The following is a 14,582-nucleotide window of genomic DNA, read 5'->3' as shown; positions in this document are numbered from 1 at the left end:
CATGACTTCAAGTCCACACCTCCTCAATACCACTGCGCCGCTGGCGCGCGGCACCGATTCCAGCATTGGCGGCCTGTTGCTCGAATCGGGCAAGATCACGCCGGAAAACGCCGAACGCGTGCTGCGCATGCAAAAGGAACTGGGCATCCGCTTCGGCGAAGCGGCCTTGCGCCTGGGCCTGATCACGGAAGCCGATATCGAGCAAGTGCTGGCGCGCCAGTTCGACTATCCCTACCTGCAGCCGGGCGCCGGCAAGTATCCGCAGGAACTGGTGGCCGCCTACCAGCCTTTCAGCCACCAGGTGGAAACCCTGCGCGCCGTGCGCAGCCAGCTGATGCTGCGCTGGTTCGCCCGCGGCAGCAAGTCGCTGGTGGTGCTGGGCATGGAGCCGGGCGACGGCGCCAGTCTGTTCGCGGCCAACCTGGCCGTGGTGTTTTCCCAGCTGGGCGAGCACACCTTGCTGGTCGACGCCAACCTGCGCGCGCCGCGCCAGCAGGAAATCTTCGACCTGAAGACACGCCAGGGCCTGTCCGACGTGCTGGCCGGCCGCGCCGAACTCGATATCATCGCCAAGGTGGAATCGTTTGTCGCGCTGTCGGTGCTGTCCGCCGGCACCTTGCCGCCGAATCCGCAGGAACTGCTCAGCCGTACCTCCTTCGTCACGCTCAACAAGCAGCTGGAAAGCCGCTACGACGTGGTGCTGTACGACGTGCCGGCGTATGCCACCGGTTCCGATGCGCTGGCCGTGGCGGCGCGTGCGGGCGGCGTGCTGCTGGTGGCGCGCAAGAACAAGACGCCGATGGCGGAAGTGGCGGCCATGGCCGAGCAAATGACGCATAGCGGCGCCCAGGTGGTCGGTTCCGTGATGGTCGACTTTTGATGGCTGCGCCAGGCCACGCCATGCCGCCGGCGCAGGCCGGCCGCTCCGCCGTGCCGGACTGGCTGCCGCTGGCGCTGGGTTTCCTGGCCATGCTCGCGCCCAGCCTGGTCGGCCTGTTCCGCGGCATCTGGTCCACCGAAGAGCAGGCGCACGGCCCCATCATCCTGGCCCTGTCGCTGTGGTTGATCTACCGCAAATGGCCCGAGATGCTGGCGCAGAGCGCCGGCGCCCGTCCGGCCCGCGTCGGCTGGCCGCTGCTGGCCGTTTCGCTGCTGCTGTATGTGCTGGGCCGTTCGCAGCATATCCTGTCGCTGGAAATCCTCGCCCTGATCGGCACCGGCCTGGCCCTGCTGCTGCTCAAGCGCGGCTGGATTGCCGCGCGCATTCTGTGGTTTCCCTTCTTTTTCATGCTGTTCATGGTGCCGCTGCCGCTGCCGCTGGTGACGACCCTGACCATGCCGATGAAAATGGCGGTTTCGTATGTGACCGAACATCTGCTTTTCCTGGCCGGCTATCCGATCGCCCGCAATGGCGTGATCCTGCAGATCGGCCAGTACCAGCTGCTGGTGGCCGACGCCTGCGCCGGCTTGCAGACCCTGCTGACGCTTGAAGCGCTGGGCCTGTTCTACCTGAACCTGGTGCGGCATACTTCGCCGTTCCGCAACATCGTGCTGGCCCTGCTGATCGTGCCGATTTCCTTTACCGCCAATGTCATCCGCGTGATGGTGCTGACCCTGATCACGTATTACTTCGGCGACGCGGCCGGGCAGGGCTTCCTGCATGGCTTCGCCGGCATGGTGCTGTTCATTTCCGCGCTGCTGCTGATCCTCAGTGTCGACAGCTTGCTGCAGTGGATCGTGCGCAAGCGCCAGGCGGGCCGCGCGCCAACCGTGGGAGCGTCGACATGAACGCGGCACTGCGCATGAATATGCTGCTGGGCGCCTTGCTGCTGGGCGCAGCCGTCCTCAGCCACGGCGTGGCGCCGGGCGTGAAGATGGCCGACCAGCGCCCGAGTTTTTCGCTGGAAGCGGCGATACCGCAAGCGTTCGGCGACTGGCGCGTCGACAGTTCCATCGTGCCGCTGCAGGTGGATCCGGAAACCCAGGAGCGTCTGAACAAGATCTACAACCAGACCTTGTCGCGCACCTACATCAATGGGCACGGCGAACGGGTGATGCTGTCGATCGCGTACGGCGGCGACCAGAGCGACAACATGGGCGTGCACAAGCCGGAAGTGTGCTACGCGGCGCAGGGTTTCCAGGTCGAGCGCGACGAATACGGCGAGCTGGCCTCGGCCTACGGCAGCCTGCCCGTGAAGCGCTTGCTGGCCGTGAATGGCAACCGCAGCGAGCCCATCACGTACTGGATCACCATCGGCGACAAGATCAGCAAGGTGGGCATGCAGCAGCGCCTGGAGCAATTGCGCTATGGCCTGACGGGCACCGTGGCCGACGCCATGCTGTTCCGCGTGTCGAGCATCGATACGGATTTGCCGCGCGCCTACCGCTTGCAGGCCGATTTCGTCACCGGCTTGCTGGCCAGCATGCCGGCAGCGCAGCGCAGCCGCCTGATCGGCGCGCCGCCCGGATGAGGCATGGCTTGAACGATGACAAAGCGCCGGCGGGCGCGGCACGGCGTGGCGGACAGCGAGAATCATGAGCAGCGACATCAACAAGAAAAGCGTCAGCGCCGTCAAGTGGGCGGCGATGGGCACGGTCCTCATGTTTGGCCTGCAGCTGGTCACGCAAGTGGTGCTGGCGCGCCTGCTGGGGCCGGAAAACTACGGCTTGTTTGCGATGGGACTGATTGTGCTGACATTTAGCAACTTTCTGGCCGATTTCGGTTTTTCCTGGGGGCTGGTGCAAAACCGCACGCTCAGCGAGGAAGACGTGCGCTTCACGGTGACGTGGCAGGCGCTGACGGGCCTGGCGGCCATGAGCTTGCTGTTTTTCATGGCGCCGTGGATCGCCGCGTACTTCAAGGAACCGCGCATCGCGCCCGTGATCGCCTGGATGAGCCTGACTTGCCTGCTGAATGCGCTGACGGCGCCGGGCAGCAGCCTGCTGCGGCGCGCCCTCGATTTCCGCTGGCTCAACATCATCCAGGTGATCAGCTACATCGTCGGCTACCTGCTGGTGGGCTTGCCGCTCGCGTATGCGGGCGCCGGCGTGTGGACCCTCGTGTGCGCCTGGCTGGGACAGGCATCCACGGCGCTGGTGCTGACGTATGCGCGCACGCGTTTCTCGCTCAAGCCGCTGCTGTGGTACGAGGGCGCGCGGCGCTCGACGAATGTGGGCGTGACGGTGTTCGTGACGAATCTGTGCAACTGGTGCCTGAACAATATGGACCGCGTGTTCCTGGGCCGCTTCCTGAATGCCCACGCGGTGGGCGTGTATGCGGTCGGCTACAACCTGGCCAATACGCCCAACTCGCTGTTCCTGAGCGCCTTGCAGCCGGCCTTCCTGGCCACGGGCGCCAAGCTGCAGGACGACTTGCCGCGCCTGCGCGACACGTATCTGTCGGTGCTGGCGACCATCTGGATCATCATCCTGCCCCTGTTCGTGCTGCTGGCGATGACGGCGCCGGACTTGATCGGCGTGTTGTACGGCAAGGTGTGGCAAGAATCGGGCATCGTGCTGAGCATCCTGGCGCTGGCCATGCCCGCGTACATCACGTGGGGCATGTCGACGCCGATCTTGTGGAATACGGGCGGCAAGCATTTGGAAAGCCTGCTGCAGCTGCCGCTGATCGTGCTGGCCGGTGCGGCGCTGGTGCTGTGGGCGGGGCATGGCGGGGCGGTGGTCGCCATGATCGCCGCCGGCACCTTGCTGGCGCGGGCGCTGGTGGTGGGCACGGTGGCGTGCCTGCGCCTGCAGGTGGGGCCGGGCGATCTGGCGCCGCTGGCCGCGCGCGGCCTGGCCATGGGCTTGCTGGCCGCCGCCGGCAGCTGGGGCGGCGCCATGCTGGGCAGCCTGGGCGGCAGCCATCCGCTGCCGGCATTCCTGGGCGGCGCGCTGTTCGGCGGCCTGACCCTGCTGCTGGCCGTGCTGGCCTGGCCTGAACTGCTGGGCACGCGCGCGGTGGGCATGCTTGCCCGCTTCAGCCCGCCGCTGCCGGCCAGGGTGGTCTCCTATTTGCGCGCCCGCTGTGGCGCGCGCGACAACTTACTGGATACGCGAGAACTACATGAGTGAAATACTGTTTGGCCTGTTTGCCGTGGTCGCCGCGCTGGTGGTGGTGTTCGTGATCGCCTTGAGCATCCATTGGGGCAGCAAGCGCGAGACGGGACTGGTGCCGTACGTGTTCTATCCGGTCTTCTTGTCGATCGCCGTGGCGGCCATCCTGTCGAACCGCGATGTCTCGGGCGATGAACTCCAGATGGGCATGCAGGCGCTGGCGCGGCACCCGGCCAGCTCCTGGTTTGGCCGGCTCACGTCCCTGTTCGTGATCTTTGCCTGCGGCGAGCGCATTCTGCACCGCCTGACTACGCGCGACAAGCTGCAGCCGATACCGATGCTGCTGTTCTGGGCGCTGTTCGTGTATTTCCTCAGCAATATCGTCAGTCCGGCCGTGCTGGGGCGCCATACCAATGTGTCGCATGAATACCTGTACATGTTCCTGGCCGGCTATGCGGCCTTGCTGATGACGCACAAGGAGGTCGACCTGAGCGTCATCTCGATGCGCAACGCCACCTTGCTGTTCCTGGTGCTCAGCGCAGCCGTGTTTGCCTGGAAGCCGAACATGGTCGTCAACCGGAATTACCACGGCCTGATTCCCTTCCTCAGCATCCGCTATACGGGCCTGGCCAATCACGCCAACAGCCTGGGACCGATGGTGGTGGTGTTCCTGTTGTGCCTGTGGCGCAAGCCCTATGGCTGGCGCCCGCTGAATTTGTTCGCCTGGGGCCTGGGCCTGGGCAGCCTGCTGCTGGCGCAATCGAAAACCAGCTGGATCGCCTGCTTCCTGTGCTTTGCCTGCGTCGCCTATTTCGGTTTCCGCGAACAGATCAAGGAGCGGCTGTTCGATTACCGCCGCCCGCAATTGTCGATCGTCGGCATCTTCTGCTTCATCCTGCTGTGTACGCTTGGCATGTTGTATGTGATGTTTGGCAATATCGATGCCAAGCTGGCGCACTTTGCCACCAGCAGCGAAGGCTCCGACTTGATCAGCTTGACGGGCCGCGACGTGATCTGGCAGGTGGCGCTGCAGGAATGGCACAAGAATCCCGTGTTCGGCTACGGCTTGCCGCTGTGGGATGACGCGTTCCGCATCAGCATCGGCATGCCATACGCCACCCATGCGCACAGCCAGTTTTACCAGAGCCTGGCCAGCGCCGGCACCATCGGCGCCATCGGCCTGGTGCTGTATGCCATGGCGCTGCTGTATGCGTGCGCGCGCACGGCGCGGGCCAGCCAGGGCTTGTCGATGGCCTTGTTCGTTCTCATCGCCATCCGCTCGATCAGCGAAGTGCCGCTGTCGCTGACGGGCTTTGCCGCCGAGGCGATGACGCATTTGCTGCTGCTCATTATCGTGACGGCGTATTTCCCGGTGGCCGACAAGCAGGCCGTCAGGGCGCGCAAGGTGCGCGTGCCGGGGATGGCTTGATGCTGTGCTCGGTCATTGTTCCCCTGTATAACAAGGGGCCGTATATCGAAGCGGCGCTGGCCTCGGTGCTGGCGCAAACCCATGCCGACTGGGAAGTGGTGGTGGTCGATGACGGTTCCAGCGATGATGGCGCGCAGCGCGTGCGGGCTTGCGCCGATGCGCGCGTGCGCCTCGTCAGCCAGGCCAATGGCGGCGTCTCGCGCGCGCGCAACCGCGGCATCCTCGAAGCGCGCGGCGACTTGATCTGTTTTCTCGATGCGGACGACTGGTATGGCCCCGTGTATCTGGAAACCATGGTCGGCATGGCGCGCGCCCATCCGTCGGGCTCGTTTTTCGCCTGCGGCTTCGAACGCATACCGGACAGCCGCGCCGCGGCGCTCAGCTACCAGGGCGGGGCCGTGCGCGAGACGCGCCTGCTCGACGACTTTTTCGAGCGCCGCCGCCGTGGCGGACCGTTTTTCTGCACGAATTCGGTGGCCATCCGGCGCAGCGATTTGTTGCCCTTGCAACCATGCTTCCCGGAAGGCGAGTCGGCTGGCGAGGACCAGGATCTGTGGTTCCGGCTGGCCGAGCGCCTGACCCTGGTGTTTACGCCGGCACAGCTGGTGGCCTACCGTGTCGAGGTGGCCGGCAGCCTGTGCGCGATCGAGTCGGCCGATGTGCTGGCGCCCACGTTCGAACGGCTGGAACGGCGCGCCCTGGCCTGGCCGGCGGCCAATCCGGCGCGCCGTTCCGCCTTGCGGCTGGTGTCCGATGCGCGCGTCAGCGTGGCGCGCGCGGCGCTGGCGCGGGGCCGCCGCGGCGAAGCGCTGGCCGGGCTGCGCCGCGCCGCCGGCGGCGGCATGTCGCGCCACTGGTGGGTGGCCCTGGCCTTGTCTTGTTTGCTGCCGACCCGGCTCGCCGTCAAATGGCAAATGTGGCGCGAAACGCACATTAATAGCTGAGCTGCAACTAATATTAATGTTCGGAAGAATACTTTAGGTATATGCTTACAGGTATTCGCAGTGCCTTCAGCAGTGTCTTCGCCTTTTGCCCGATTTTGTACGGCGGGCCGTCCTGTGTCTCGCAAGCAGCCTCGACAGGAGGCGTATGATATGCCCCACGCAGCGGCGGTATCTTGCTCGATAGTTGATGTTAAGAAGGTAATCTATGAAATTCGCTAAATATACGCTGGTCAAAGTGGCGCTGCTGCTCGTCTGTTCAGCTTGCGGCCAGGCCCAGGCCGACTGGGCCCTGGCGACCGACCCATTGGCCGTCCGCACCTTGCCGGACAACCGCCAGATCCAGCCGCAAAATCCCCCCAGTTTTACCTGGTCGCGCCATCCGCTGTCGCCGGCGTCGTATGTCATTGAAGTCAAATTGGCGGGCACCGTGGTCAGCACCTTCACGTCGGCGCGCAACTGGTATCTGCCATCCAAGAAATTTGCGGCAGGCACCTATAGCTGGCGCGTGCGTCCCAGCACGAGCAATGAATGGTCGAGCCCGCGAACCTTTGTGATCGACGCCACGTCGAAAGTGTTCGAAGTGCCGGAAAGCAGCACCTTGCGCGCTGCCATCGTCTTGCGCCCGCGTCCGCGCGGCCTGGAGGATAACGCGACCTTTTTTGCGAGCTGGAGCGCGGCCAAGCGCGCCGACCGCAGCCAGGTGCTGACTTGGCTGAGTACCGAGGTGATACGTAATATGACGGCGATCGCGCCCGTCTCCGACGCCGAGTGGCCATTGTCGCCAGGCAAGGTGCGCACGGCCGCCAACGAGGCGCAGAATGCGCGCGTCATTTCGCGCACGAATCAGAGCGCACGCCAGCTCGAAGCGGCCTCGCTGCTGTATCGCGTGACGGGCGAGAACCAGTATCTGGTGGAGGCGATCGCGCGCGGCGACCAGGAAGCCGCGCTCAGCCCGAACGGCGGTACCAGTTTTGTCAACCATGACCAGGGCAACCGCGCCATTGCGCAAAGCCTGATCAAGGCGGTCGACAACCTGGGCAGCGCCCTCGATGCGCCGCGCCGCGCCGCGTGGCTGGAAATGGTACGCGTTCGTACGAATGCGATGTACCTCGACCTGGCTGCGCAGACGGGGCGCCTGGACCAGTATCCCTACGATTCCCACGCCGCCAGCAATATCGGTTTCCTGACGCTGATTTCAACGCTGTCCCTGGGCGATATCCCGGAGGCGAAGGACTGGTTCGATTTTTCGTTCCGCGCCTTTGTCAGTTCCTACAGCGTGTGGAGCGGTCCGGAGGGCGGTTTTGCCAACGGCACGGCGTATGCCGAGTATGAAGCCGACTATGCGCTGCAGATCTGGCCGGCGCTTGCCTACGCGACCAAGGTCGACCTGTTCACCAAGCCCTGGGCCAGCGGCTTCCTCGATTACCTGATGCATTTCGTGCCACCCGGTTCGCAGACCCACGTGTTTGGCGACGGGCACGAGACGCTGCCTGAAATCCGCATGATGAAGGGTTTCGCCGCGCATTTCGCCACGCCTGCCGCGGCGTGGTATTACAAGAACCTGATCCGCACCGACGATTCGCTGGCCACCTTGCAGGCGCCGTACCCGTTGCCGGTGGCGACGGTGGCCACGCCCGCGCCGCCAGGCAACTCGGCGTATTACCCGAGCATCGGCTGGGCCGCCATGCACAGCGACATCGGCAATCTGCAACGCACCTCGGTGTATTTCAAATCGAGTCCCTACGGTTCGTTCAATCACAGCCACGGTGACCAGAACGGCTTTGTGCTGGCCAGCGCGGGCGTGCCCCTGCTGACGGAAAGCGGCTGGTACGACTGGTACGATTCGCCGCTGTGGAGTTCCTGGTACCGCCAGACCAAGGCCCACAATGCCTTGACGTTCGACAATGGCCAGGGCCAGCTGGTCGACGGCTATGAAACGACCATGGCGCGCAACGGCCGCATCACCGCCTTTGCTCCCAAGGCCACCGTCGACTATGTGGCGGGCGACGCCACGCTGGCCTATGGCGGCCAGCTGACATCGGCGCTGCGCAAGCTGTGGTTCCTGCGCACCACGGATGCCGTGGTGGTGCAGGACCAGGTGACCTCGGCCACGCCGCGCGTGTTCGAGTGGAACTTCCATACGTATGCGCCTATCGTGGTCGACGCCGGCGGCGCCATCTCGGTGACGAATCAGGGACGCAAGGTGTGCGTGGTGCCGGTCAGCACCGGCGCGCGTTTCGAAAAGCGCACGGGACCTCCGCCGCAGCCCGGTACCTATGAAGAGCATGGGGTGTTCATCAAGTCGGCCGCGGCGCTGAGCGGCGAATTCCTCACGGTGCTCGATGTCGGCTGCAAGAAGCCGCTGATCAAGCTGGGAAAAAGCGGCACGGCCCGCACGCTGACGGTCGGCAAGCAAGTGGTGACATTGCCGAACTGACCGCTGCTTCAAGGAAAATCCACTGTCGTCGTTGCGGCAGTGGATTTTTTTAATTGGCGAGCAGAAATTGTTCGATTTCCTGGCCCGGTCCGCCGCGCTGCTCCATCCGGGCACAGGCGCGCGACACCTGCGCGGCCAAGCCTGCGCGGAAGGCGTCGTCGGACAGGGCGCGGCGCAAGCCTTCGCGCATGGCGCCGCTGTCGCCGGCGGCAACGAAGCCGGCGTAATCGCGTCCCAGGTACGCTTCGATGGCTTCGTGGCGCGTGGCGATCAGTGGTTTTCCATTGCGCAATACCCGCAGCAGCACGCTCTGGCCACAGGCTTCGCCCTGGCTTTTCAGCGGCATGGCGACCACCCGGCTGCTTGCCAGCAGCTTTTCAAACTGCGCTTCCGGCAAGTCGAGATGGACCGTGGTCTGCGCCGGGTCTTGCGCGGGGATCTGGTTTTGCGCCGACGCCACGATCACCAGGTGCGCTTCCAGCCCGTGCGCCGCGTCCAGCAGCAGGTCGTAATCGCGGTTGGAAAAGCCGCCGGAGAAGATGCTGCCGTCATCTTGCCGCTGGGACGCCGTGGTGGCGCCGTCGAGATGCTGGCGCCACAGGTGGAAATGCACGGCGGCGGGCGCGATGCCGACGTTGTCGGTCAGGTTGCGCGTTTCGCCGCTGGAAAAAGTAATGAATTCCAGTCCGGGGAAATTGAGCAGGCGCCAGGCCCGGTTGATCACGTTGCGGGCCCGCGTGCCATGGATGAAACAAGCCATCACCAGCAGGCGCTGCGGGCGCGGTAGCAGGCCCAGGCGTATCAGCGCCAGCACGGGCAGCGCCTGCCAGCCGACGACCAGCAGGCGGTCTTGCTGGCGCCATAATTTGCGCGTGCGCAACAGCGACGGCGACAGCATGGCGGCCAGGATGGACAGTTTGCTGCGCATGTGCGCCTGCGCGTCCGGCCCGATATGCGTCACGCGCGCGCCGCCCGCCGCCAGATGCTCGACGATGTCGTGGTAGGTTCCCGCTTCCGACAGCAGCACGTGGATCATTGTTGCGCCTTATTAAAAATGAACATTATCACATTAAAACAACAGCCAGGGCCGTTCCGGCGCTCGTTGTCACACAATTAATGATTGGCAATCGACTGCATTATTACAATAGCATTAAAATGGACGTTTATGCATTGTTTCAGCGCGAGACCTGTCACGCTGCGGCCAGCTTGCCGCTCATCAATGGAGCAAGCTTGGTTTGATGCTACTAATGCAATATAATTAATTATTTCGTAAGGGCATGATATGCTTCGGCGCATGGCGTATTGTATCTGCCTCAACCTTTTTTTGCCGTCGAACCGCCTATGTCCCTGAAGATTTTGCAACTGGTGCCGGAAAGCCTGCCCACGTTTCGTCCCGATGTCGCGGTACTGTTCGGCAAGTACCTGCCGCGCCACGGCGTCGAATGCGATATCGTCGGCATGCCGTCGCAACAGCCGCCGCAGGCGCAGGGTTTCCGTTCGGTACGCCACGGGCGTTTCCTGGGCAGCCGCCTGTTGCGCGAACTGGCTTTCCAGTGGCTCTGCCTGCGTGCCCTGGCGGGTGCCCGCCGCGCCGGTTGCGATGCGATCCAGGTGCGCGACATGGTGCCCACGGGCCTGCTTGCCCTGCTGGTGGCGCGCCTGAAGGGCATACCGTTCTATTACTGGGTGTCATACCTGATCAGCGAGGGACGCATCGAACGGGCGCGCAGCAGCCTGGCGCAGCGCCCCACCTTGCGCGCGCGCCTGGTGCTGTGCAAGGGCTTGCTCGAACAATGGTTGTTGTACCGCATTGTGTTGCCGCGCGCCAATCATGTGTTCGTGCAAAGCGACGCGATGCTGCGCATGATGCAGGCGCGCGGCATCGCGGCGCAGCGCCTCACTGCCGTGCCCATGGGTGTCGACATGGAAGTGTTGCAGGCGCAAGCCATCGCGCCCGTCCGGCCGGAGGGCTGGGAGGAGGTGCCCTTGCTGGCCTACCTGGGTACGCTCGACCAGTCGCGCCAGCTGGAACGCTTGCTGGACGCCTTGCTGATCGTGCGCCAGCGCATCCCCGCAGCCTGTTTGTTGCTGATCGGCGCTTCCGATACGCCATCCGACGTCGATGACTTGCTTGCCTATGCGCAGCGTGCCGGCCTGGCCGGGGCTGTGCGCGTGACGGGCTGGCTGCCCTCGGACCAGGCGTGGCCCCTGCTGGCCGGGGCCGACGCCGCGCTGTCGTATATTCCCCGTGGCGCCCTGTTCGACGTCAGTTCGCCCACCAAGCTGCTCGAATACCTGGCCTTGCGCATGCCGGCCGTGGGCAATGACAGCCCGGACCAGGCCGAAGTGCTGACGGCCAGCGGCGCAGGCTGGCTGACGGCCAGCGAACCGGCCGCCATGGCTGCCGCGATGGCGGCCATCTTGTCCGATGTGCCCGCAGCGCGCGCCCGCGCCCAGGCCGGCGTCGCCTATATCGAGGCGCGGCGCAGCTACCGCGTGCTGGCGCAGGCACTGGCGCAGCGCTACCTGGATCTGGCCGGCGCGCGCCGTTGATGCCCGTGGCTGGAAGCGCAGGCAAGAAGTTGTTGCCGAACACGTAAACGGCGCTCAGAATGCACCATGGGTGGTGTTCCCTGGAAGAAAATTGTTGTAGATGTTAGCGCAATGCAGCAAATATATTTGTCTTCGCGTCTAAATTACAAAAGTACAACATATAATACCAATATGACTACGATAATGCTGCTAGGACCTGCACTTAATGCGGTGAGCGGGGTAACCACCCATTTGAATCAACTATTTCACAGTTCTTTGTCGCAAGACTACAAGCTCGTGCACTTCCAGGTCGGCAGCGAGGGCCGCAACGAGTCGCGCCTGCACAAGCTGCTGCGTTTCGCCTGGAGCCCCGTGCAGTTCGTGCAGGCCATGCGCAGGCAGCGTCCGCAGATCGTGCATATCAACACGTCCATGGAGTGGCGCAGCTACTGGCGCGACATCGTGTATCTGCTGCTGGCCAAGGCCATGGGCAAGCGCGTCGTGTACCAGGTGCATGGCGGCGCCTTGCCGCAGGTGTTTTTCAACGGCAAGCCATTGCTGACGGGTTTGCTGCGGCGCGTGCTGCGCGCGGCCGATGTGGTGGTGCTGCTGGCGCAATGCGAACTGCAGGGCTATCTCGATTTCGATCCCGCGCTGGCGCTCGACGTGATACCCAACGCCATCGATGCGGGCAGCGACCCCGGCGACAGGCCGCTCGTGCCGCAGCGTCCGCTGTCACTCGTGTACGTGGGGCGCCTGGCGGAAAGCAAGGGTCTGTTCGACTTGCTCGAAGGGCTGCGCCTGGCGCGCGCCGCAGGCGTGCAAGCCACGCTGGCGCTGGCCGGCAGCGGCCCCCAGGAAGCGGCGCTGCGCGAGCGCGTCGCCGGGCTCGGCTTGCAAGAGGCGGTGCGCTTTCTCGGTCCCGTCTTTGGCGCCGAAAAGGAAGCCGTGTGGCGCCAGGCCGACCTGTTCGGTTTTCCCACCTTGCACCAGGAAGGCTTGCCGTATGCGTTGCTGGAAAGCATGGCCGCGCGCACGCCCGTCCTGGTGTGCCCCGTGGGCGCGATAGCCGACGTGATGCAGGATGGCGTGCATGGCGTGTTCTTGCCGCGGAGCAATCCCCAGGCGCTGGCGGACGCCATCGCGCGCCTCGACGGTGACCGCGCCCTGTTGCTGCGCATGGGGCAAGCGTGCCGCGAGCGCATCGAAAGCGCCTATACGGTCGAGCGCCTGGCGCAGGATTTTCACCGCGTCTACCGCGCCTTGCTGGCGCCGCCGGCAGTCTAGCCGAACCCTTTTTTAAGCGAGCCTATATGTGCGGTATTGCCGGTTTGATCTTCCCCTCGTCCGTCGCCGGCTTGCCCGCGGCGCTCGACGCCATGGGGCGCGCCATCGCGCACCGCGGTCCCGATGACACGGGCGTGCTCAACGCGGCCACGGCCGACGGCGCCTGGCAGCTGGGCTTGCTGCACCGCCGCCTGTCCATCATCGACATCGCCACGGGCCACCAGCCGCTGGGCAATGAGACGGGCGATGTGCAAATCATCTTCAATGGCGAAATCTACAATTTCCAGCCCCTGCGCGACGAATTGATCGCGCTGGGCCACCATTTCCGCACGGCATCCGACACGGAAACCATCGTGCATGCCTACGTGCAATGGGGCGAGGAATGCGTGCAGCATTTCCGCGGCATGTTTGCGTTTGCCATCTGGGATGCGCGCAACGACCGCCTGTTCATGGCGCGCGACCCGTTCGGCAAGAAACCCCTGTTCCTGTGGCAGCACGAGGGAAAACTGGCTTTCGGCTCGGAAATCAAGGCGCTGCTGGCCTTGCCGGACGTGGCGCCGCAAGCGGACGAGGCCGCCATCTGGGATTATTTCGCCTACCGCTACGTGCCGGGCCCGGCCACCTTGTTCCAGGGCATCCGCAAGCTGGCGCCCGGTTCCACGGCCACGTGGGAAAACGGCGTGCTGCGCGAGCGCGTGTATTACACGCCGCCCGACAGCCGGCCCCGCCTGGCGGCCCCGCTGCCGGCCGACCCCGTCGCCACCTTCCTCGACAAGCTCGATGAATCGGTGCGCATCCGCATGATTTCCGACGTGCCCTTCGGCGCCTTCCTGTCCGGCGGCATCGATTCGTCGGCCGTGGTGGCGCTGATGTCGCGCCATGCGGGCGTGCCCGTGAAGACTTTTTCCGTCGGTTTCAAGGAGGGCGGCTTCAGCGAGCTGGCGTATGCTGCCGATATCGCCCGGCAATTTTCCACGGAGCACCATGAGCTGGAAGTGTCCGTCGACCAGGTCATCGCCTTGCTGCCCGACCTCGTGCGCTTCCGCGACGCCCCCGTGGCCGAGCCATCCGACATTCCCATCTACCTGCTGGCGAAGGAATCGCGCAAGACGGTCAAGATGGTCTTGACGGGCGAAGGCTCCGATGAAATCCTCGGCGGTTACCCCAAGCACGTGTACGAGCGCTATGCGGGCAATTACCAGATGCTGCCGGGCCTGCTGCGCCGGGGCTTGATCGAGCCGGCCATCGGCGCCTTGCCGTACCGTTTCCGCCGCGCCAAGACGGCCATCGTCAACCTGGGCCTGGAAGCGTTCCACGAACGCATGCCGCGCTGGTTCGGCATGATGTCCGATCAGGAACGCGCGCGCCTGGTGGCCATGCCCGCGCCGGCGCGCCAGCGCGATCCCTCGCTGGGCTGCGGCAGCGCCGGCAACAGCGCCTTGCGCCGCATCCTGTGTTTCGATCAGCTGAGCTGGCTGCCCGACAACCTGCTCGAGCGGGGCGACCGCATGACCATGGCCGCGTCGCTGGAAGCGCGCATGCCCTTCATGGACCACGAACTGGCGGCGTATGTGGCTAGCCTGCCGGACGAGTACCGCGTGCGCGGCCGCACCACCAAGTGGATCTTGCGCGAAGCCATGAAGCAACTGTTGCCGCAAGCCATACTGGAGCGGCCGAAAGTGGGCTTCCGCGTGCCCGTCAACGAATGGTTCCGCGGCCCCATGAAGGATTATCTGTACGAACACTTGACGGGCGCCGGGTCGCGCACGCGCCACTATTACCATACACAAGCCCTGCAGCAGGTGCTGGCCGAACACGTGGCTGGACGGCAAAACCACGAGAAACTGCTGTGGAGCTTGCTCACCCTGGAAATCTGGCACCGCCAGTATCTGTGAGA

At 64.6% G+C, this 14,582-nt stretch carries 11 protein-coding genes; 10 read left to right on the top strand and 1 reads right to left on the bottom strand.

Annotated features, from left to right (window positions below; translation table 11 throughout):
- Position 1 precedes the first annotated feature (1 nt).
- From epsG to CLU94_RS06725, 7 genes are all read left to right on the top strand, one after another.
- On the top strand, positions 2 to 880 hold the full coding sequence (epsG, locus tag CLU94_RS06755; protein WP_077409017.1) for a chain length determinant protein tyrosine kinase EpsG: 879 nt from the start codon (positions 2 to 4) through the stop codon (positions 878 to 880).
- A complete protein-coding gene (xrtB, locus tag CLU94_RS06750; RefSeq protein WP_218965278.1) occupies positions 880 to 1,788 on the top strand; it encodes an exosortase B in 909 nt (302 codons plus the stop codon). The genes epsG and xrtB overlap by 1 nt, the downstream gene beginning before the upstream one ends.
- Positions 1,785 to 2,471: an exosortase-associated protein EpsI, B-type gene (gene epsI / locus CLU94_RS06745; protein WP_099665079.1), complete on the top strand. Its 687-nt coding sequence runs from the start codon at positions 1,785 to 1,787 to the stop codon at positions 2,469 to 2,471. Before xrtB ends, epsI begins: the two co-directional genes overlap by 4 nt.
- Before the next feature lie 64 nt (positions 2,472 to 2,535).
- The gene (locus tag CLU94_RS06740) at positions 2,536 to 4,074 is read left to right on the top strand and encodes a lipopolysaccharide biosynthesis protein (protein WP_099665078.1); all 1,539 of its coding nucleotides are present in this window, start codon (positions 2,536 to 2,538) and stop codon (positions 4,072 to 4,074) included.
- Positions 4,067 to 5,485, top strand: coding sequence for an O-antigen ligase family protein (locus CLU94_RS06735; RefSeq protein ID WP_099665077.1), 1,419 nt, complete (start codon positions 4,067 to 4,069; stop codon positions 5,483 to 5,485). The genes CLU94_RS06740 and CLU94_RS06735 overlap by 8 nt, the downstream gene beginning before the upstream one ends.
- A complete protein-coding gene (locus CLU94_RS28525; RefSeq protein WP_218965277.1) occupies positions 5,485 to 6,429 on the top strand; it encodes a glycosyltransferase family 2 protein in 945 nt (314 codons plus the stop codon). Before CLU94_RS06735 ends, CLU94_RS28525 begins: the two co-directional genes overlap by 1 nt.
- Positions 6,430 to 6,634: 205 nt before the next feature.
- Positions 6,635 to 8,866: a heparinase II/III domain-containing protein gene (locus tag CLU94_RS06725; protein WP_099665076.1), complete on the top strand. Its 2,232-nt coding sequence runs from the start codon at positions 6,635 to 6,637 to the stop codon at positions 8,864 to 8,866.
- Positions 8,867 to 8,915: 49 nt separating this feature from the next.
- Here CLU94_RS06725 and CLU94_RS06720 read toward each other — a convergent pair whose 3' ends face one another.
- Positions 8,916 to 9,902, bottom strand: coding sequence for a glycosyltransferase (locus tag CLU94_RS06720; protein ID WP_099665075.1), 987 nt, complete (start codon positions 9,900 to 9,902; stop codon positions 8,916 to 8,918).
- Positions 9,903 to 10,207: 305 nt separating this feature from the next.
- Between CLU94_RS06720 and CLU94_RS06715 the strand changes: the two genes are divergently transcribed.
- From CLU94_RS06715 to asnB, 3 genes are all read left to right on the top strand, one after another.
- Positions 10,208 to 11,419, top strand: a complete 1,212-nt coding sequence (locus tag CLU94_RS06715; RefSeq protein WP_143451361.1) for a glycosyltransferase — start codon at positions 10,208 to 10,210, stop codon at positions 11,417 to 11,419.
- Between the two features lie 231 nt (positions 11,420 to 11,650).
- Positions 11,651 to 12,685, top strand: coding sequence for a glycosyltransferase family 4 protein (locus CLU94_RS06710; protein ID WP_180278606.1), 1,035 nt, complete (start codon positions 11,651 to 11,653; stop codon positions 12,683 to 12,685).
- A gap of 26 nt (positions 12,686 to 12,711) precedes the next feature.
- Entirely contained in the window at positions 12,712 to 14,580 is a 1,869-nt protein-coding gene (gene asnB / locus CLU94_RS06705) for an asparagine synthase (glutamine-hydrolyzing) (protein ID WP_099665072.1), read from the top strand.
- Positions 14,581 to 14,582: the final 2 nt, after the last annotated feature.

The organism is Janthinobacterium sp. 13 (assembly GCF_002749695.1).
Classification (GTDB): Bacteria; Pseudomonadota; Gammaproteobacteria; order Burkholderiales; family Burkholderiaceae_D; genus Janthinobacterium; species Janthinobacterium kumbetense.
The sequence above is the reverse complement of the archived record's forward strand: the minus strand, read 5'-3'. Positions and strand labels throughout refer to the sequence as shown.